The sequence below is a fragment of the Kitasatospora sp. NPDC059722 genome (assembly GCF_042733235.1).
Lineage (GTDB): Bacteria > Actinomycetota > Actinomycetes > Streptomycetales > Streptomycetaceae > Kitasatospora.
Genome location: NZ_JBHWGD010000068.1, coordinates 1 through 18,421 on the forward strand (window position 1 = coordinate 1; position 18,421 = coordinate 18,421).

The window sequence follows — 18,421 nt, forward strand, 5'->3', positions numbered from 1 at the left end:
CCCGCCCGGCGCCCCCCCCCCGCGCGCCCCCCCCCCCCCCGGCCCCCCCCCCGGCCGCGCCCCCGCGCCCCCCCCCCCGCCCCCGGGGCGGCGCCCCCCCCCCCCCCCCCCGGCCGCCGACCAGGGCGTTGCGGGTGATCAGCGCCTGGTCGGGGCCGGGGATCATGATGAGGACGAGCGCGGCGACGGCGAACGTCAGCATGCCGCCGCCGCCCGGACGTTCCGCAGGACGGCCGCGTGCTGCCGTTCGCGGAAGTAGAAGTGGCCCCCGGGGAACAGCCGGACCGGGACCGGCCCGGCGTCGGTGTGCCGCTCCCAGGCGGTGAGCTGCTCCCGGGAGATGAGGTCGCGGTCGCCGCCGAGCACCGTGAACGGTACGGGCAGCGGCGGCCGTTCGTGCCACCGGTAGGTCTCCAGGATCCGGTAGTCCGCCCGCAGCCCGGCCGCCGAGAGCCGCGCCAGCTCGGGGTCGGCCAGGAGCTCTTCGGGGATGCCGCCGTGCCGCTCGTTCACGGCGCCGAGCAGCTCCGTGTCGGGCAGGAGGTGGAACCCCTGCTCGTGCCGGGCCAGTTCGGGTGCCGGGTAGCCGGAGAGGATCAGCCGCTCCGGCAGTGGACGGCCCAACTCGATGAGCCGGTGGGTGAGTTCGTAGCACACGAGGGCGCCGAAGCTGTGCCCGAAGAACACGAAGGGGGTGCTGAGCGGCAGCTCCTTCGCGAGCCGGTCGACGAGGTCGGCCATCGACGTGCACGGTTCCTCGTCGAGCCGGGAGCCCCGGCCGGGCAGCTGGACGGCCAGGACGTTCAGGCCCTCCAGCTGCCGGCCCCACCGGACGTACTCGGCGGCGGAACCGCCTCCGTGCGGGAAGCAGTACAGGGTGCGCGGCCCGGACGGGCCCGGTGCCCTGATGGTCCACTGGGGGGTGTGCGGTTCCGCCATGCCGGTCACGTCACCTCACCTCGGCCGTTCCGGCGGCGACGGCGTCAACGGTGCCGGCGTCAACGGCGCCGGCGTCAAGGGCGTCCGCCTCGGTACCGGCCGACGCCAGGTACTCGGCCAGGCCCTCGATCGTCGGGTGCTCCAGGATCTCCTTGGGCCGCACTTGCCGGCGCAGCTTCGTCCCGAGGTCGGCCGCCAGCACCAGGGTGGTGGCCGAGTCGACGCCGAGCGCGGTCAGCGGGAGCTCGGTGCCGACCTCCTCGACCGCGATGTCCAGCAGTTCGGCGATGTAGTCGGCGAGCCACTCGACGAGCCTGTCGCGTGTCACACGTCCTCCTGGGGTGCGTCGGATGCGGGGGAAGCGGTCGCCGGCACGTCGAGCGGGTTCGCCGGGCCGAGCTGCGGTTCGAACCACGCGTCCACGTCGGCCACCGTCGAGTTCTGCAGGACGACGGCGACCGGCACCTCGACGCCGAAGGTGCGCTGCAGGGAGACGGCGATCCGGGCCGCGAGCAGCGAGTCGCCGCCCGCCTCCAGGAAGTCGTCGGCGAGGTCGATCTGGTTCACGCCGAGGATCGAGCGGTAGATCTCGACGAGCTTCGCCTGCCGGTCGGTGACCGGCGGACGCACCGGCCGTCCGCGCTGCACGCCCCGGGCGCCGGCCTTGGCGAGGACCGAGCGGTCGATCTTGCCGGTGGCGCTGAGCGGCATCCGCTCCAGCGGGCTGAGCCGCGCCGGGACCATGTGCTTGGGCAGGTGCGCGGCCGCGTGCGCGAGCAGCGCGTCGCGGTCGAAGCGCCGCTGCTCCGCGGGGCCTTCGGCGGCCAGGACGTCGAAGCCGACCGCGGCCGGTCCGTCGCCGTCGCGGGTGAGCACCGCGGTGTCGCCGTAGCCGCACTCGGTGAGCAGCCCGGCCCACTGGGGGCAGTCGAGCAGCGGGTGGCCCCAGGTGCGGAACGCGGTGTCCGTCCAGCCGTCGAAGCCCTGCTGGAGGCCCATGGTGAGGTCGAACCACGGGTGCATGGCGGTCTGTTCGACCATCAGCAGCAGGCCGCCGGGGGCGAGGACGGAGCGCAGGGTGCCGAGGCTGGTGGCGATGTCCCGGGTGTCGTGCAGGACGCTGGCGGCGATCACGAGGTCGGCCGACAGGCCGTCGTGGCCCTGGAGTTCGGGCTCCTGGTCGAGGTTGAACAGCCCGTACCGGACGAACTCGTGCTCCCCGAAGTTCTCCTGGGCGCGGTCGGTGAAGTAGGTCGAGATGTCCGTGAACAGGTAGTCGGTGCGGTCGGCGGGCAGCAGCGGCAGCAGGTGCTGCGTGAGCGTGCCGTAGCCGCCGCCGACCTCGACGACGCGCAGCGGGCGGTCCGCCGGCCAGTCGGCGACGAGCCGGGCCACCGCCTCGGTGGCGACGGCGTAGGCGGGGCCGAAGAGGCGGGCGTACACCTCGGGCGTGCGGTCCGAGGCGTAGAGCTCGGCCGAGTGCAGGGACTGGGTGAGGATGGCGGCGACGTTGCCGGCCAGCGAGAGCATCCAGTCGATGAGGTCCCCGGGCACGTCCAGGGTGCCGCCGAGCGCGGCGCGGGCGGCGTCGGCGACGGTGTCGGGGACGGACTTCGGGAATTCGACGGCCACTTCGAGGCCGTCCTCGGTGGTGCGCAGGTCGCCGTGGCGCACCAGGGCGTCGGTGGCGCGGGCCAGCCAGCGTTCGTAGCGGGTGGCCACGCCGGCCGCGGTGGCGGCGGACGGGTCGAAGCGCTCGCCGGGCAGGTGCGGCAGGCCGAGGGTGCGGAAGGCGACGGCGGCGGCCGCGGCGTGCAGGTCGTCGAGCGCGGACCAGGCGCCGAGCAGGGTGTCGGCGTCGGGGCCGGGGGCGGCGAAGGCCGCGGCCGAGGCGAGGGCCGCGCGGCGGCGGTCGGCCTCGGCTGGGTCCGCCGTCTCGGTGACCAGCAGGGAGCCGTCGGTGCGGTCCGGCACGACGTAGCCGAGCAGGCGCGCGTTGGTCGGGTCGTCGGCGGACTTGACGACGACGGCGTTCTCCACGCCGGGGTGGCGCTGGAGGACGGCCTCGACCTCGCCGCACTCGATGCGGTGGCCGCCGATCTTGACCTGGCCGTCCCGGCGGCCGAGGAACTGGAGCACGCCGTCCGGCAGGTAGCGGCCGAAGTCGCCGGTGCGGTAGAGCCGTTCGCCGGTGCGCGGGTGGTGGACGAAGCTCGCTTCGGTGCGCTCGGGGTCGCGGAAGTAGCCGCGGGCGAGGCCGGCGCCGGCGATGTACAGCTCGCCGGGCACCCACACCGGGCACGGCTCCATGCGCTCGTCGAGCACGTGGAAGGCCTGGTTGCGCAGCGGCTTGCCGTACGGGACGCTCGGGCAGCCCTCGGGGACCTCGTCGGCCGGGTGCCAGTTGGACCAGATGGACGCCTCGGTGGCGCCGCCGAGGCTGATCACGCGGGCCTCGGGCCACAGTGCGAGGATGCGCTCGGGCAGGTCCAGCGGGATCCAGTCGCCGCTGAGCAGGACCAGGCGCAGGCCCTCGGGGATCTCGCCGGTGAGCTCGACGTGGTCGACGAGCATCTGCATCTGGGCCGGGACGGAGTTCCACACGGTGACGCCGTGCCGGGCCATCAGCTCGGCCCAGTGGCTCGGCTCGCGGCGCTTGTCCTCGTCGGGCAGCACGAGGGCGCCGCCGGCGAGGAAGGTGCCGAAGAGGTCGTAGACCGAGAGGTCGAAGCCGAGGTCGGCGAGGCCGAACACGCGGTCCCCGGGGCCGACGCCGAAGCGCTCGTTGATGTCGGTGACGGTGTTGAGCGCGGCCCGGTGCTCGATCATGACGCCCTTGGGGCGCCCGGTCGAGCCGGAGGTGTAGAGGACGTAGGCGAGGTCCTCGGGCCGGGCGGCGTCCGCCGGGGCGGCCGGGTCGGCGGCGCCCTCGACGTCCAGCCTCGGCAGGCCCTCGGGCCAGTTCGGCGCGTCCAGGTGCGCGGCGTCCGTCACGACGGCGAGCGCCTCGCCGTCGGTCAGCAGCGTCGACCGGCGGGCGGGCGGCAGCGCGGGGCCGACGGGCAGGTAGGCGGCCGAGGCGAGCAGCACGCCGTGGGCGGCGGCGACCTGGTCCGGGCCCTTGGGCAGGGTGATGCCGACCAGGCGGTCGCGCAGACCGGTGCCGTCGGCGGTGCGGCGGACCCGCTCGGCGACGGACGCGGCCTGTGCGGCGAGGCCGCCGTAGGTGACCGTCCCGGCGCCGTGGATCACGGCGGGCCGCTCGGGGTGCTCGGCGGCGCCCTTGAGCAGGCCCTGGTGCAGCAGGCCCCCGGGCGGTTCGCCCGCGGTGTCGTTCGCGCCGTCGCGCTCGGTGGCCTGGCCGGCGGGCAGGGCGAGGGCGGGGCCGGCCGTCCAGACCGCGTCGTCCTCGGCGAGCGCGCGGACCGCCGCCGTGTAGGTCGCGAACATGTCGTCCAGGAGTCCTTCGGGGAAGAGCTCCTCGACGGCGTCCCAGGTGAGGTCCAGCGAGCCGGTGAAGTCGACCACCTGGTGGTCCAGCCACACCTGCGGGGTCTGGCTGAGCCGGTAGGTGATGTCGCCGAAGTAGGCCATCGGCCCGGAGACGTCGGCGACGGTGCCGAGGCCGCTGGTGAAGACGACCGGCATGGTCTCGAAGTTGGTCTGCAGGCCGCGCCGGCGCCGCTCGCGCAGCGCGTGCAGGGCGCTGACGTAGCGGTGGCGCAGGTCCTGCTGGAGCTGGGTCTGGGTGCGGGCGACGCGGTCCTCGAAGGGGAGGTCGCCGGTGGTGTCCATCTCCAGGAGGCAGATCGAGGTGAAGTCGCCGATCAGGTTCTGCAGGTGGGGGTGGACGGTGCGGTGGCCCTTCGCGTTCTCGGCGAGGAGCAGCGGCAGGCGGTTGAAGAGCGTGAGGTTCAGCGCGAACTTCGGCGTGCCGCTCCACATCCGCAGCGTCTCGGCGAAGACCGTCGCCAGTACGGCGGTCGGGGTCAGGCCCGCCTCCTCCGAGCGCTCCTGGAAGCGCTGCCACAGCTCCGGCGGGAGGTGGTACTCGCGGTGCGTGAAGCGCGGCTTGGGTATGCGCGCCGGGGGCTTGGCCAGCGGCAGCTCCGGCGGCGGGGCGAGCTCCTCGGCGCGGGAGACCCAGTACTCCATCGAGCGCTTGTGCCGCGGCGACTGGGTGCCGTTCTCCAGCGCGAGGACGTAGTCGCGGAAGGAGACGTCGACCGGCGGGAGTTCGGCCCGCTCGTCGCGGCAGAGCGCGCTCCACTCGCTGAACAGCCCGGCGATGCTGGCCAGGTCGACCATGAGCAGGTCGAGGCTCACGTGCAGCCGGTCGTGCTCGGGCAGGCGGGTCAGCCGGATGTCGAACAGCGGCCACACGGAGGGGTCGTAGACCCGCTCCGACAGGTCCAGGCGGACCTCGGCGAGCCGGGCCTGCGCCTCCTCCGCGGGCACCTGGGACAGGTCCTCGAAGGCGATCTCGAACGGCGGGGCCTCGGCGAGGATCTGCTGCTCGCCGCCCTCGTGGACGACCGCCCGCAGCATGCCGTGGCGCTCCAGCAGGCGGCGCCAGGTGCGGTTCAGCAGGTCCGGGTCGAGCCGGCGGCCCTCCAGCTCGAAGTAGGCGTGGGGCGCGACGTTGCCGAGGACGAAATTGGGCCCGCGCCCGACCCAGTACGCGTACTGGATCTCGGTCAGCGGGAATGGTTCATTGGCTTCGGGTGACTCGCCGGGACAACAGCCACCGTCGGTGTTCTGTCCGCTCCCCATCTGGCTTCTCCCATTCCTGGTGCTATCGAGCGCAAACGTGCGGGATCCCGGTGAGGACGTGATCTCGCTGCGGGGGTGATCTCGGTGCGGGTGTCCGGCCGCCGGTGCGGCTCGGGAAGATGTGGCTCCGGTGGAGGAGCGCTGTCAGTGAAACCGCCGTCCCGGAGGGGTGTCAAGATCTTCCCGGTCGTCGCACCAGCCACTTTGCAAACATCTGACACTAGGTCAACTCTGCCCGGTTTGTCGCATATTGGGGAAGCTTTGGCGGTCTCAAAGAAGCGCTTGGAGTCGCCATTCGGCGTGTGTGAACAAGCGCCGGGGGAGATGTGTCCATTCGCGGAAGTGTTCGACGGCGACTCCGGGCTTTGTCTGATGAGCCGTCAAAGTTCCCGTTCTTCATCCTGATTGCGTCAAGCCGCTTTAAGCTCCCGTTAAGGATGGCGGGTTCCCGCCACCCCGTGAACTCTCCAACGAGCAAGGGCCGCAACGCCCTTCTGGACGATGAGAGCAGGGGATGACGACGACAGACGAAGAGCCCAACGGCACCGCGCGCGGACCGGGCCGGGGCCGCGCGCGCAGATCCGCCCGCCGCGCGGCGGGCAGCGTCGCGGTGCTCGCCGTCGGGGTGGGCGGCTGCTCGCTGCTGGCGGCCCCGGCCGCGTTCCCGCAGACGGGCGACGGGTCCGTGACGGTCCGGGTGGTCCGGGCCGTGGACGCGAGCGGCGTGTACAAGTCCGCGCTGGAGCCGGGCATCGCGGGCGTGAAGGTGACGCTGACGGACGACGTCGGCGTCGGCGTCGAGGGCACCACCGCGGCCAACGGCATGGTGACGCTCGCGCCGGCCACGAGCAAGGCGACCGGCGGCAAGTACCGCGTGCAGGTGGTGAATCCGAAGCCGGGCGTGCTGTTCCCGGCCTTCGCCTCCCGTCAGGGGCTGGACGGCGCGCCCGGCCGGCTGAGCAGCAACGAGGAGTTCGTCGACCTCTCCGGCGGCAGGAACGTGTCCTACACCACCGGGCTGTGGAACCCCGGTGACTACTGCCAGAAGAACGCGCCGCTGGTGACGACGTGCCAGCCCATGGCCCGCGAGGGCGGCGCACAGCGCACGCTGGTCTCCTTCCCGTACAGCGCGCGCGGCCAGGACGGCGAGGGCGTGAACGCCACGACCATCGCCACCAACGCCGAGACCGGCACGCTGTTCGGCATCGCGTGGAACAAGGCCGACCGGCGGGTGTTCTCCTCGGCGGTCGCCAAGCGCACCACCGGGTACGGCCCGGGCGGCGCGGGCGCGATCTACGTCACCGACCTCGCGCAGAAGACGACGACGCTGTTCACCACCGTCCCGCACGCGGGCACGAGCGTCCACGGCGGCGGCACGGACGACGCCTTCGTCGACGCGCCGGGCAAGGAGAGCCTCGGCGGCATCAAGATCACCGACGACGGCAAGGACCTGTTCGTCGTCAACCTCGACGACCGCAAGCTGTACCGCTACGACGCCACCGTCCCGAGCGCCGGGGCGCCCTCGGCCGCCTACCCGATCCCCGACCCGGGCTGCCCGGCGGCGGGGGACTGGCGCCCGTTCGGCCTCGGCCTGCAGGACGGCACCGGCTACCTCGGCGGGGTGTGCTCCGGCGAGTCCACCGGGAAGCTCACCGACGTGCGCGCGGTGGTCCTGCCGTTCGACCTCGGCACCGGGGCGTTCGGCAAGCCGGTGCTGGACCAGCCGCTGGACTACCCGCGCAAGTCCACCGTGGGCTCGGGCCCCTGCGACGGCGCGGGCTGGTTCCCGTGGACGAGCACCTACCCGACGGCGCAGAACGGCCGTCCGTGCGGTCTCGGCACCATGGCCAACCCCGAGCCGGAGCTGGGCGAGATCGGCTTCGAGACCGACGGGTCGATGCTGCTGGCCTTCCGCGACCGCTTCGCCGACCGCGCGCCGGGCGCGGTCGGGCCGGGCGCCCCCGCCCGCGTCATGTCCGGCGGCGACCTGAACAAGGCCTGTCCGGTGCACGGCACCTACGTGCTGGACACCAACGGCGGCTGCGGCCTCGCCCCCCGGGGCAACCGGTTCTTCGACACCGCCTGGGCCGGGGTGGGCCACCACAACACGGCGTTCGCCGGCATGGCGCTCTCCAAGGTCGAGGACACCATCGCGGTCTCCGCCTTCGACCCCAACCACACCGCCCTCGGGTACGGCACGTCGTTCCTCCAGCGGGCGGACGGCAAGCAGGACCCGCAGCTCGGCTTCCGGCTCAACCCGCCCAGGGACAACGCGCCGTTCGGCAAGGGCGCCTCCATGGGCGACCTGGAGGTCCTGTGCGACCGGGCGCCGCTGCAGATCGGCAACCGGGTCTGGTACGACCCCGAGCGCAAGGGCATCCAGAACCCGGGTCAGCGCCCGGTCCCGGGCGCCACCGTCAACCTCTACGACGAGTCGGGCAAGGTCGTCGGCACCACGAGGACGACGACGCGGGGCGAGTACTACTTCGACGACTCCGACGTCACCGGCGGCCTCAAACCCCGGACGAAGTACACGATCCGGATCGACAACCCGGCGGACTACGCCAAGGGCGGCCCCCTCTACCAGTGGGTGCCCACCGCCGCCGACGTCGGGGACAACCACTTCATCGACTCCAAGGGCGTCGTCCCGGCCGGGGCGAGGTTCCCCGAACGGTCGCTGACCACCGGCGGACCGGGCGAGAACGACCACACGTACGACTTCGGCTACCGGCAGCAGGAGGGCGTCCTGCGGGTCGTCAAGAACGACCAGGACGGCAAACCGCTGGCCGGGGCCACGTTCCGCCTCTGGAAGGAGAGCAACGGCACGGACGGCCTCCAGACCGCCGGGGACAAGCCGGACACGCCCGTCGGTGAGCCCTGCACCACCGGGGCGGACGGCGTGTGCCAGGGCAGCGGCACACCCGGGACGTACTACTGGCAGGAGGTGAGCCCGCCGGACGGCTACTCCGCGCCGGACCCGTCGGTGTCCGCACCGCTCGTGCTGACCGCGGACAACCTCGACGCGGGGGTCTCGGTGACGATGGTCAACCGGCTCATCCCGACGCCCACCCCGACGCCCACGCCCACGCCCACACCGACATCCACGCCGACGCCGACTCCGGTGCCGACCGGTACGCCGTCGCCGTCCTCGCCGCCGGCGCAGACCGGCCCGGCCGTGCCCGGTAGCCCCGGCAACCCCGGTAACCCGGACTACCCGCTGCCGCCGGCCGCACCCCGCCCGGTGCCCGGCACGTTGCCCGGCACCGGCGCGAGCGGGGCGCTCCTGCCGGCCGTGGCCGGTGCGGTGGTGCTCACCGCCCTCGGCGCGGCGCTGCTCGTGCTGACCCGCAGGCGCAGGTCCAGGCGCTGACGGTCCGGAAGGGCTCGATCGGGCGGGTCTCCCGGAGGTGTCCGGGAGACCCGCCCGACGGGCGTGACTCACCTGAGAGGGAAAGCAGCCGTATGCCCCGCAAACCACGCCGCTTCCGGCTCGGAGCACTCGTCGCCGTCGTCGTGTGCGCCCTGGCCGCCGGCGGATTCGTCGCCTACCGGACGGTCTCCGACGGGACGGCGGAGCGGCCGGTCACCACGGACGAGGCGTCCAGGCTCGCCCTGTCGCGACTGAACCTCTACCAGGTCAGTCCGGTCGGCGTGGTCCTCACCGCGGCCGAGGGCGGGGGAGTGGAGATCCGCGTCGAGGGCGTCGTCGACTACCGGACCCGCCGGGGCGTCGGCCGCTACACGACCACCGGGCCCGGCGCGCAGCCGGACCGCGGCCTCATCGTCTGGGACACCGGTGGCCTCGGCCTCGCCCCCGAACCCACCGGCGACAAGGGCGAGTTCTGGGAGCAGGCCGAACACGTCCCCCGCTCCGGCTGGTCGCCGCGCACCTACACGGCCGACCCGCTGGACTCCGGCCTCCAGCTGATGGTCCAGCTCGGCGCGGACCGGCCCGACAACCCGCTCCTGCTCGCCCAGTCCGGCGCCCGTTGGCTCGGCCCGGACCGCATCGACGGCCGCGGCTACGACCGCTTCGCCGGCCCCCGCGCCCAGGGCGCCGCCCCCGACGGCGGCCGCTCGCCCCTCACGTACTGGGTCGACGGCGACGGCACGCTGCGCCGCGTGACGATGCGGCTGCCGGGGCTCGGCACGCCGACCGCCGTCGAGTTCAGGGGGCGCGACGGCGGGGCGAAGCTCCCCGAAGCACCGTGGCTCACCGGCTGACGCACGCCCCGGTGCCCGGCTCCTCGGGGCCGCACGCCCGCACGCCGCGACCGAGGGCCTCCGACTCGCCGTCCCCGCCGAGGAGGTGCAGCTCAGGACGAACATGCGGATCTACGGCGTGCACGGGCTGCCCGTCACCCGGACGGCGCCGGCGTGACGGCTGGTGGGATCAACTCGGCTGCGGCGGAACGGCGGTGACGTCGGTCGGCAGCGGGTACGCGTCCGCGTCCACCGCCCCCGGCAGGCCGGTGGCCGGGCGGCCGGGCGCGGACGGGTCCGGCAGCGACGGCTGCGCGGGCGGCGCGGCGACCTGGCTGAACGGCACGCCGGGCGGCGCCTGGACCGGGGCCGCCCGCCCGCCGGGCACCGGCCCGCGGCCCTGGGCGCCGCACGCCGCCAGGCCCTCCAGCCCGTCCGGGCTCTGGACGGCGGGCTGGTTGCCGCCGAAGCAGTTGCCCGGGTCGGCCGAGGCCAGGACGAGGTCGGCGCCGTTGCCGTCGGTGCGGTTGCCCTCGACGCGGTTGCCGCTCGCCGGGTGCCCGGCCGGGTCGGTGACGATCACGCCGGCCGCGCGGTTGCCCCGGACGAGGTTGCGCCGAACCAGGTTGGCCGTCCCGCCGCCGATGCCGATACCGATGCCGAAGCCCCCGTCCGCCTGTTCGGGGGTGTCGGGGGCGTTGTTGTCGGCGACGACGTTCCCGGCGATCACCGCGCCGTGCTGCGGGGCGAGCGCCTCCAGGTCGTTGGAGTTGAGGGTGACGCCGACCCTGTTGCCGACGACGCGGTTGCCCAGCACCGACAGCCCGTCCGAGGCGTTCGTCAGCTCGATGCCGACGGCGTTGCGCTCCACCGTGTTGCCGCGCACCAGCGTGTCGCACGGCTTGCACTGCCCGACGTAGATGCCCGAGTCGGCCTGCCCGGAGGCGTACGAGTCCTCGATCACGCCGCCGCGCGCGTCGAACGCGTAGATGCCGTACAGCCCGTTGCCGTACGCCGTCACCCGGCTCGCGCGGAAGCCCTGGACGACCGGGAAGCGGGCGGTGTCCAGGGGGTCGTACGCGGAACCGCCGGCGCCGCGCTGCTGCAGCTTCTCGTCGGTGACGCCCGTGAACAGCACGCCGTTGGCGAGGTAGCCGTGGACGGTGAGGTTCTCGACCACCGAGCCGGGCCCGGTCACGGTGACGCCGTTGACCAGCTTGAGGCCGCCGTCGAGGACGACGCCGTTGCGGTCGGTGCCCCGGAGGGTCAGGCGCGCCTTGGTGACGCGGACGCTCTCGCGGTAGACGCCGGGGGAGACGAGGACGGTCTCGCCGTCGCGGGCCACGTCGACGGCCTTCTGGACGGTGGGGAAGTCCTGCGGCACCCGCAGCACGCTCCCGGCCGGATGCTTCGCGACGTCGGAGCCGGAGCCTGCGGAGGAACACCCGGCGGCCGCCAGCGCGGTGGCTGCCAGCAGCGCGGCGAACACACGTCCCGAGGAGAGGAGTTGCATAGTCAGTGTTCTATCGTCTCCAATAGCGCGCATGCCCACCGAACCGGAAAACGCGCAGCAACCGGACCGCGATGCCGCCCCCGGGCTCGGCCGGCGCAGGGCGCTGTTCGCGGCCGGTGCGGTGCTCGCCGCCGGTGTCGGAGCGGCGGCCGGTCAACTGGCGAGCGGCGAGGCCGAGTCGGGCCACCCGGTGGCACGCCCGCCCGCGCCGACGCCCTTCCACGGCGTCCGGCAAGCAGGATTGACGTTCCCTCAGCAGGAGGCGACCCAACTCCTCGCCTTCGACCTGCCCCAGAACTCCCCGGCCGCCGACCGGGAGGCCCTGCGCGCCGTCCTCGCCGAGCTGACCCGCGTCCTCTCCGGGGCCGTCTCCGGCCTGCCGTCCGACCCGCGCCTGGACCGCGGCGCCGGGAGCCGACTCACGTCACTGGTGGGCGTGGGCCCCGCGATCGCGTCCCGGCTGGGCCTCGACGTCCCGCCCGCCCTCGGGGAGTTGCCGCCCTTCCCCGGAGACCACCTGGACCCGGCGCGCAGCGGCGGCGACCTGCTCCTGCAACTGTGCGCCGACGACCGCTGGACCCTGGCCGTCGCCGCCGAACTCGTCGCCGCGGCCACCCACGCCGCCGGCGCCACGCCCCGCTGGTCGCAGTCCGGATTCCTGCCGCCCACACCCTCCGGCGTCACCCCGCGCAACCTCTTCGGCTTCAAGGACGGCACGGCCAACCCCGACGACGAGACCGCCCGCCAGTGGGTCTGGGGCCCGCCCGGCCCGCACGAGAACGGCACCGTCCTCGTCTACCGCCGCATCCGCATGGACACCGCCGCCTTCGCCGCCCTCCCCGCGGAGCGCCGCGACCAGGCGATGGGCCGCCGCGCGACCGACGGCGCCCCGCTCACCGGCACCACCGAGCACGAGGACCCGGACATCTACGCCAAGAACCCCGACGGCTCCTACGTCATCCCCGCCACCGCCCACGTCCGCCTCTCCAGCCCCCGCCTCGACGGCGGCGCCCGCATGCTGCGCCGCGGTTACAGCTACGACGACGGCCCCACCGACCGCGGCCTGCTCTTCTGCGCCTTCATGCGCGACCCCGCCCAGTTCGCCCGTGTCCAGACCCGCCTCGCCGCGCGCGACGCCCTCAACCCGTTCCTGGACCACACGGCCTCCGCCGTCGCCTACGTCCTGCCCGGCGCCCGGGAGGGCTCCGTGCTCGGGGAGCACCTCTGGGCGTGAGCCCTGTGCGCTAACGTCCCGCCACGGCAGCCGGGTCGGGTGCGTCCGTCGGCGCGAGGGTGCGGAGGCGGGCGAGGACGGCCGGGTCCTGGGCGTCGAGCCAGTCGGCGAGCTGCCGGAAGGACACGCAGCGGACGCCGTCGCGGTGGCACAGGTCCTTCATCGCCGCCTCGGCGGCCTGGAGCCCGGCGTCGTCCCCGGAGCCCAGGTCGGTGTCGAGGACGAGCGGTGCGCGGGTGCCCCGGTAGGCGCGGTCGAAGGCGCTGCGGTACGCCTGCGGCGTCCGGTCCGTGGCGAGCAGCGGGAATTCCCAGATCCCGTCCGTCCGCGCCGGCCAGCGCGCGGTGTCGTCCCGCGAGCCCACGTCGTAGCGCCAGCCGGCGTCCTGCTCGGCGGGAAGCAGGTTCTCCCGGCCCTCCAGGCACGGCGCCCGGCCGCCGACGAGCTCCGTCTGGTAGTCGAACGGCAGCGGGGGCAGGTCGGCGAAGCCCGTCCCGGTCTTCCAGAAGTTCACCATCGAGTAGCCCTGGCCGATCTCGCTCCGCCAGTCGGCCGTCGACCAGTCCCGGCCGCCCTTCGGCCCGCAGAACTGTCCGATGAAGCCGTCGGCGATCTCGTCGCCGTCCAGCCACGCGCGGCCGACCTGCTGGAGCGTGGCCCGTACCTCCCCGTCGGCCGGGAAGGGGACGGCGGCGGCGCCGACCTCGTGTTGCGGCGGCTGGTACTGCCAGCGGACGGAGGCGGGGAGCAGGTCCACGCCACGGAGGAAGAACGTGACGTCGGCGCCGTTCGCCCTGGCCGCTCCGCGGGCGCGGGAGAAGAGGTGGCCGTCGCCCTCGGCGGGGGAGCCGAAGGAGAAGACGACGAACTGCGGCGGCCGCTCACCCGGTCCGAGCCGGACGGGAGTCGGCTGCCCGGGCTGCGGGCCGGTGTCGGAGGTCGAGCCGTCGCCGAGCACGGTGACGGCCGGCGCGTCCGCTGCGGGTGGTGCGGCCTGCCCGCCGTGGCGGTCCGGGACGGACGGCATGAAGGCGAGCGCGGCGACGACGCCGAGCGCGAGCACGGCCGCCGCACCGCGCCGGGGCCGCATGCGTGCCGCCGGGTCCGACGGGTGCTCACTCATACGGGTCTCCCGGTTCGGCGATGCGGCGGACGCGGTCCGCGGCGAGGGCGGGCACGGCACCGCTCCGCCCGTCCGGCTGCCACGTGCCCGTCACCTCGACCCACGTCCCCTCGGGTGGTGCGTCGGCGTCGTGGACCTCGACCTTGCTGGTCTGCGCGTCGGCGGCGCAGCAGGTGATGGTCAGCCGGGTGAGGTACCAACTCCCGCCGCCGGGGCCGGGCGTGGCGAATCCGGTGAGCCGGACCTGCCGTCCCTTGAGTGAACCGCTGGTGTCCCAGACGGCGCGGGCGTCGAAGTCGGCGAGCCGCAGGGCGACCGGCCCGTTCGCGGGCAGCGGCCCGAATCCGCCTGCGGGGTCGGCGGGCTTGGCGGCGGTGCTGTCCGAGTGCTGCGCGGTGAAGGCTCCCAGTGCCCGGGGCTGGAGCAGGTAGATCGCGAGGACGGGCAGGAGCAGCAGCCACGCGGTGCGGGGAGTGCCGTGGTCGTGCCCGTCCTCGGCCCGGGTGCGCCGACCGGGGCGCAGCAACTCCTGTGCGGCGACGGCCGCACCGACCAGCCCGACCACGACGAGCAGCAGGCCGCTCGCGATCAGGTACGGCCGCAGCTCCTTGCGCACGTACCGCAGGTACAGCTCGCTGAAGAGCGAGATGTGCAGCACCGCCGCCCCGAGCAGGACGTGCAGCAGCGCCCGGACTTCGCGCCTCACAGGAGCCACCACCCGGTCAGGGACGCCGCGGTGACGGCGACGACGAACGTGGCGGCGCAGAACCGCCACGCGAAGGCCCGGCCGAAGGTGCCGGCCTGGAGGGCGATGAGCTTGGCGTCGACCATCGGCCCGACGACCATGAAGGCGAGCTTGGCGGTGGTGGAGAAGCCGGTGAGTCCGGCGGCGACGAAGGCGTCCGCCTCCGAGCAGACGGCGAGCAGCACGGCCAGCACGGCGAGTACGAGGACGGAGACGCCGGGCAGTCCGGCCAGGTCGCCGAGCAGGCCGCGCGGCACGGCGACGTTGAGGGTGGCCGCGGTCATCCCGCCGATCACCAGGAAGCCGCCGGCGTGCAGGAAGTCGTGCTCCAGCGAGGCCCGGAAGGCGGGCAGGCCGGTCGGGCCGCCGGGCGCCGGCTTCGGCCGCAGCCACTCCGGGCGGCCGAACCGCGACCAGAGCAGCCCCATCGCCACGGCGGTGGCCAGCGAGGCCAGGAAGCGCGCGGCCACCAGCTCGGGCTGCCCCCGGAAGGCGACGGCGGTCGCCACGAGCACGACCGGGTTGACGGCCGGCGAGGAGAGCAGGAACGCCAGCGCCGCCGCCGGAGCCACCCCACGGGCGATCAGCCGCCCGGCCACCGGCACCGACGCGCACTCGCAGCCGGGCAGCACGACCCCGGCCGCGCCCGCGATCGGCACGGCGAGCAACGGGTTGCGCGGCAACGCCCGTTCGAGCCACCGGGCCGGGACGAACGCGGCGATCGCGGCCGACAGCACCACGCCGAGCAGCAGGAACGGCAGCGCCTGTACGCAGACGGCGACGAACACGGCCCCCCACGCCTCCAGCCACGCCGGCCCCGTCCGGTCACCGAGGACCTGCCGCCCGACGAGCACGGCGAGCATGCCGACGACGAGCAGTCCGAGCGAGCCGATCCGACGGCCGCGTTCGCCGGGTGCTTCTTCCTCGACCGGCCGCGGCCGGTGCGGCCGGGCCTCGACGGCGATCTCGTCAGCCATGGGCGGCCGGACGCTCCTTCGCTCACAACGCACGGGTACGACCGCCCTCCACGGCGCGGCCGCGGTGAGTCTAGTGCGCGTACCCGGGAGGTCCTTCCCGCCCTACGCTCCCGCGCGGTACCCCCGGAGGAGTCCGGTCAGGATGTCGGCGAGCCGCGGTGCGACGTCGATCACGGTGTGGGCGAGCTCGTACTGGCAGAAGTTCAGCGCCCGCGACAGCGGCGAGTCGACGCCGCTGTGGGACGCGCTGATGCCCCGGCCCGAGGCGGCGGGCGAGGCCGCGTAGCCCGGACCGGGGGCCCGGACCGGGGGCCCGGACCGGGGGTGCTCAGTCGTCCTGCGCCTCGGCCGCGGCCTTGAGGTCGTGCAGCCAGGCGTCGAGCCCGGCCCGGAGGATCGCCGTCGCGGCGGGCACGTCGGCGTCGACCTGGGCGCCGGTGTGGGTCTCCTCCGTGCCCACGAGGACCCCGCCGTCGACCTCCGCGAAGTTCCACACGTGCACGCCGTCGATCCGCAGCCCGTCGGCGACGGCGGGCCCGGTCCAGCGGATGCAGGCGCCGGGCCGGATCTGCCGGACGGTCGACGTGATGTCCAGGCCGGTCGCGGTGGTCGCGGGGTTCGGCGGGATCGGCGTCGTCCAGTGGAACGCCGACCCGCGCCGCAGCACCCCGCCGTCGAGCCGCTCCGCCGAACCGACGGCCGCCTGCCAGGAGGGCCAGCCCTCGACGTCGGTCTGCAGCCGCCAGACGGTGCCGAGCGAAGCGTGCACGACGGTCGAGGCCCGGTAGCGGACGGCGGCCCCCGGGTCGACGCCCTCTCCGCGACACGTCAGCGAACTCCGGGCGGAGTCGGCAGAGGCGGGCGAGGCGACGACGCCGAGGAGGCTCGCGGCAACGGCGGCGCCGGCCAGGGCGGTGCGAAGGCTGGGCATGGTGCTCCTCCAACGATTGGGTGAGTGGCCATCGCGAGAGGCATAGCCACTCGCTGTCGTTATAAGTTCTAACTCTCGGCGGGCGACAGGTCAAGGGATCCTGTGGCGCCTGCCGGCGCACAGTGGTCGTGATAGCTTCTAGCGAAACCTTCAGCGTGTAGCGACGGGAGCGGGGCGGCCATGGCGACGACCGGTGCGGACACCCCGCGGGAGCGGTACCGGGCGCAGGTGCGGGCGGAGGTCAAGCAGCACGCCTGGGAGCAGATCGCCACGGCCGGGGCCTCGGCGCTCTCGCTCAACGCGATCGCCAAGCGGATGGGCGTGAGCGGGCCGGCGCTCTACCGGTACTTCGCCAGCCGGGACGACCTCATCACCGAGCTCGTCCGGGACGCCTACCGCGGACTCGCCGACACCCTCGGTGCGGCCGCCGCCGCGGGTACCGACCTGCCGGGGCTGGCGCACGTGCTGCGCGCGTGGGCGCTGGAGGATCCGCACCGGTACTTCCTCATCTACGGCACCCCCGTCCCCGGCTACCACGCCCCCGACGACACCACCGCCGTCTCGGGCGAGATCATGGCGGTCCTCCTCGACGCCTGGACGGCCTTCGCGCCGGAGGGGCCCGCGACGGCGTTCGACGCCCACCTCGCCGACCACCGCGCCTGGGACGGCGGGCACCCGGCCCCGCCCGAGGTGCTGCACCGGGCGCTGTCCTTCTGGACCCGCCTGCACGGCGTCCTGTCCCTGGAGCTCGCCGGGCACTTCACCGGGATGGGCTTCGATCCCGCGCTGCTCTTCGCCGCCGAGCTGGACGACCTGCTGGGCCGCTCCTGATCCGCTCCTGATCCACCGTCAAGTCGGAAACAAATCGGATGAGTTCGACCCCCGTCGGCCGTAGGCTCGACGGTTATGGTTGATCTCTATCCTCCGACCGAGCCCTACGACACCGGATTCCTCGACACCGGGGACGGCAACCGCATCTACTACGAACAGCTCGGCAACCCCGAGGGCAAGCCCGCCCTCAACGTCCACGGCGGGCCCGGAGCCGGCGCGATGCGCAGGCCCGCCCGCTCCTGGGATCCGGAGTGCTACCGCTTCATCCGCTTCGACCAGCGCAACTGCGGCCGCAGCACCCCGCACGCCAGCGACCCGGCCGCCGACATGAGCCTCAACACCACGCAGCACCTGATCGACGACATGGAACGGCTGCGCGAACACCTCGGCATCGACCGCTGGTTGCTCAACGGTGCCTCCTGGGGCTCGACCCTCCTCCTCGCCTACGCGCAGCAGCATCCCGAACGCGTCACCCAGATCGTCGTCGCGGCCATCACGACGACCCGGCCCGCCGAGACCCAGTGGCTCTACCAGGGCGCCCGGCGCTTCCAGCCCGAGGCCTGGGACCGCTTCCGCGACGGCGTCCCCGAGGACGAGCGCGCCGCCCTCGGCGATGACTGGCGCAGCCTGCTCGCCGCCTACTCCCGCCTCATGGAGAACCCCGACCGGGCCGTCCGGGAGAAGGCCGCCGCCGACTGGCTCGCCTGGGAGGACGCCGTCATCTCGGGCGAGCCCAACAACAGCCCCGGCATGTACAGCAACCGCGAGGTCGACGACCGGATCGCGTTCGTCCGCATCTGCGCCCACTTCTTCGGCAACGGCGCCTGGCTGGAGCCCGACCAACTGCTGCGCGACGCCCACAAGCTGGCCGGCATCCCGGGCGTCCTGGTGCACGGGCGGCACGACATGGGCGGCCCGCCGGACACGGCCTGGGAACTGGCCAAGGCGTGGCCGGACGCCCGCCTCCACATCATCGAGGACTCCGGGCACGCCGGCAGCGACGAGCTGAACCAGGTGGTCCGGACGGCCATCGAGGACTTCAAGCACCTCTGACGGCCGACGGCGCCGCACGGGTGACGGGCGGTGCGGTGCGGGCCCTACCTCCCGGGCGGCGGCCCGGCGCGATGTCACCATCTGGGCGTATCCGGCACG

14 protein-coding genes are annotated in these 18,421 nt (G+C 74.1%); 6 read left to right on the plus strand and 8 right to left on the minus strand.

Annotated features, from left to right (window positions below):
• Window positions 1-195 precede the first annotated feature (195 nt).
• Genes ACFV4F_RS32270 through ACFV4F_RS32280 form a run of 3 tightly spaced genes read right to left on the minus strand, consistent with a single transcriptional unit; the run spans window position 196 to window position 5,712 of the window.
• A complete protein-coding gene (locus ACFV4F_RS32270; RefSeq protein ID WP_380444855.1) occupies window positions 196-939 on the minus strand; it encodes a thioesterase II family protein in 744 nt (247 codons plus the stop codon).
• Between the two features lie 10 nt (window positions 940-949).
• Window positions 950-1,267 (minus strand): acyl carrier protein, encoded by a 318-nt coding sequence (locus ACFV4F_RS32275; RefSeq protein WP_380507824.1) that lies wholly within the window; start codon window positions 1,265-1,267, stop codon window positions 950-952.
• The gene (locus ACFV4F_RS32280) at window positions 1,264-5,712 is read right to left on the minus strand and encodes an amino acid adenylation domain-containing protein (RefSeq protein ID WP_380507827.1); all 4,449 of its coding nucleotides are present in this window, start codon (window positions 5,710-5,712) and stop codon (window positions 1,264-1,266) included. Before ACFV4F_RS32280 ends, ACFV4F_RS32275 begins: the two co-directional genes overlap by 4 nt.
• Window positions 5,713-6,226: 514 nt before the next feature.
• On the opposite strand from ACFV4F_RS32280, the gene ACFV4F_RS32285 reads away from it, so the two are divergent.
• Both ACFV4F_RS32285 and ACFV4F_RS32290 read left to right on the plus strand, forming a co-directional pair.
• Window positions 6,227-9,082, plus strand: coding sequence for an SdrD B-like domain-containing protein (locus ACFV4F_RS32285; RefSeq protein WP_380444847.1), 2,856 nt, complete (start codon window positions 6,227-6,229; stop codon window positions 9,080-9,082).
• A gap of 92 nt (window positions 9,083-9,174) precedes the next feature.
• Window positions 9,175-9,936 carry a hypothetical protein gene (locus ACFV4F_RS32290; RefSeq protein ID WP_380444846.1) on the plus strand — a complete coding sequence of 254 codons (762 nt, stop codon included), beginning with the start codon at window positions 9,175-9,177 and terminating at the stop codon, window positions 9,934-9,936.
• Window positions 9,937-10,105: 169 nt separating this feature from the next.
• Here the strand turns inward: ACFV4F_RS32290 and ACFV4F_RS32295 are convergent, their stop codons facing one another.
• The gene (locus tag ACFV4F_RS32295) at window positions 10,106-11,428 is read right to left on the minus strand and encodes a right-handed parallel beta-helix repeat-containing protein (RefSeq protein ID WP_380507829.1); all 1,323 of its coding nucleotides are present in this window, start codon (window positions 11,426-11,428) and stop codon (window positions 10,106-10,108) included.
• A 31-nt stretch (window positions 11,429-11,459) separates the two neighbouring features.
• On the opposite strand from ACFV4F_RS32295, the gene ACFV4F_RS32300 reads away from it, so the two are divergent.
• A complete protein-coding gene (locus tag ACFV4F_RS32300) occupies window positions 11,460-12,662 on the plus strand; it encodes a Dyp-type peroxidase (RefSeq protein WP_380507832.1) in 1,203 nt (400 codons plus the stop codon).
• A gap of 10 nt (window positions 12,663-12,672) precedes the next feature.
• Here the strand turns inward: ACFV4F_RS32300 and ACFV4F_RS32305 are convergent, their stop codons facing one another.
• Genes ACFV4F_RS32305 through ACFV4F_RS32315 form a run of 3 tightly spaced genes read right to left on the minus strand, consistent with a single transcriptional unit; the run spans window position 12,673 to window position 15,507 of the window.
• Window positions 12,673-13,785, minus strand: coding sequence for a hypothetical protein (locus tag ACFV4F_RS32305; RefSeq protein WP_380507835.1), 1,113 nt, complete (start codon window positions 13,783-13,785; stop codon window positions 12,673-12,675).
• Window positions 13,778-14,491 (minus strand): TIGR03943 family putative permease subunit, encoded by a 714-nt coding sequence (locus tag ACFV4F_RS32310; RefSeq protein ID WP_380507837.1) that lies wholly within the window; start codon window positions 14,489-14,491, stop codon window positions 13,778-13,780. Before ACFV4F_RS32310 ends, ACFV4F_RS32305 begins: the two co-directional genes overlap by 8 nt.
• Complete coding sequence (locus tag ACFV4F_RS32315) at window positions 14,488-15,507, minus strand: permease (protein ID WP_380444841.1); 1,020 nt, start codon at window positions 15,505-15,507, stop codon at window positions 14,488-14,490. Before ACFV4F_RS32315 ends, ACFV4F_RS32310 begins: the two co-directional genes overlap by 4 nt.
• Before the next feature lie 142 nt (window positions 15,508-15,649).
• Between ACFV4F_RS32315 and ACFV4F_RS32320 the strand changes: the two genes are divergently transcribed.
• On the plus strand, window positions 15,650-15,793 hold the full coding sequence (locus tag ACFV4F_RS32320; RefSeq protein WP_380507840.1) for a hypothetical protein: 144 nt from the start codon (window positions 15,650-15,652) through the stop codon (window positions 15,791-15,793).
• A 42-nt stretch (window positions 15,794-15,835) separates the two neighbouring features.
• On the opposite strand, the gene ACFV4F_RS32325 is transcribed toward ACFV4F_RS32320, so the two are convergent.
• Window positions 15,836-16,438 carry an SRPBCC family protein gene (locus tag ACFV4F_RS32325; RefSeq protein ID WP_380444839.1) on the minus strand — a complete coding sequence of 201 codons (603 nt, stop codon included), beginning with the start codon at window positions 16,436-16,438 and terminating at the stop codon, window positions 15,836-15,838.
• A 180-nt stretch (window positions 16,439-16,618) separates the two neighbouring features.
• Between ACFV4F_RS32325 and ACFV4F_RS32330 the strand changes: the two genes are divergently transcribed.
• Window positions 16,619-17,269: a TetR/AcrR family transcriptional regulator gene (locus ACFV4F_RS32330; RefSeq protein WP_380444838.1), complete on the plus strand. Its 651-nt coding sequence runs from the start codon at window positions 16,619-16,621 to the stop codon at window positions 17,267-17,269.
• A gap of 75 nt (window positions 17,270-17,344) precedes the next feature.
• Window positions 17,345-18,322, plus strand: coding sequence for a prolyl aminopeptidase (gene pip / locus ACFV4F_RS32335; protein WP_380444837.1), 978 nt, complete (start codon window positions 17,345-17,347; stop codon window positions 18,320-18,322).
• Window positions 18,323-18,421: the final 99 nt, after the last annotated feature.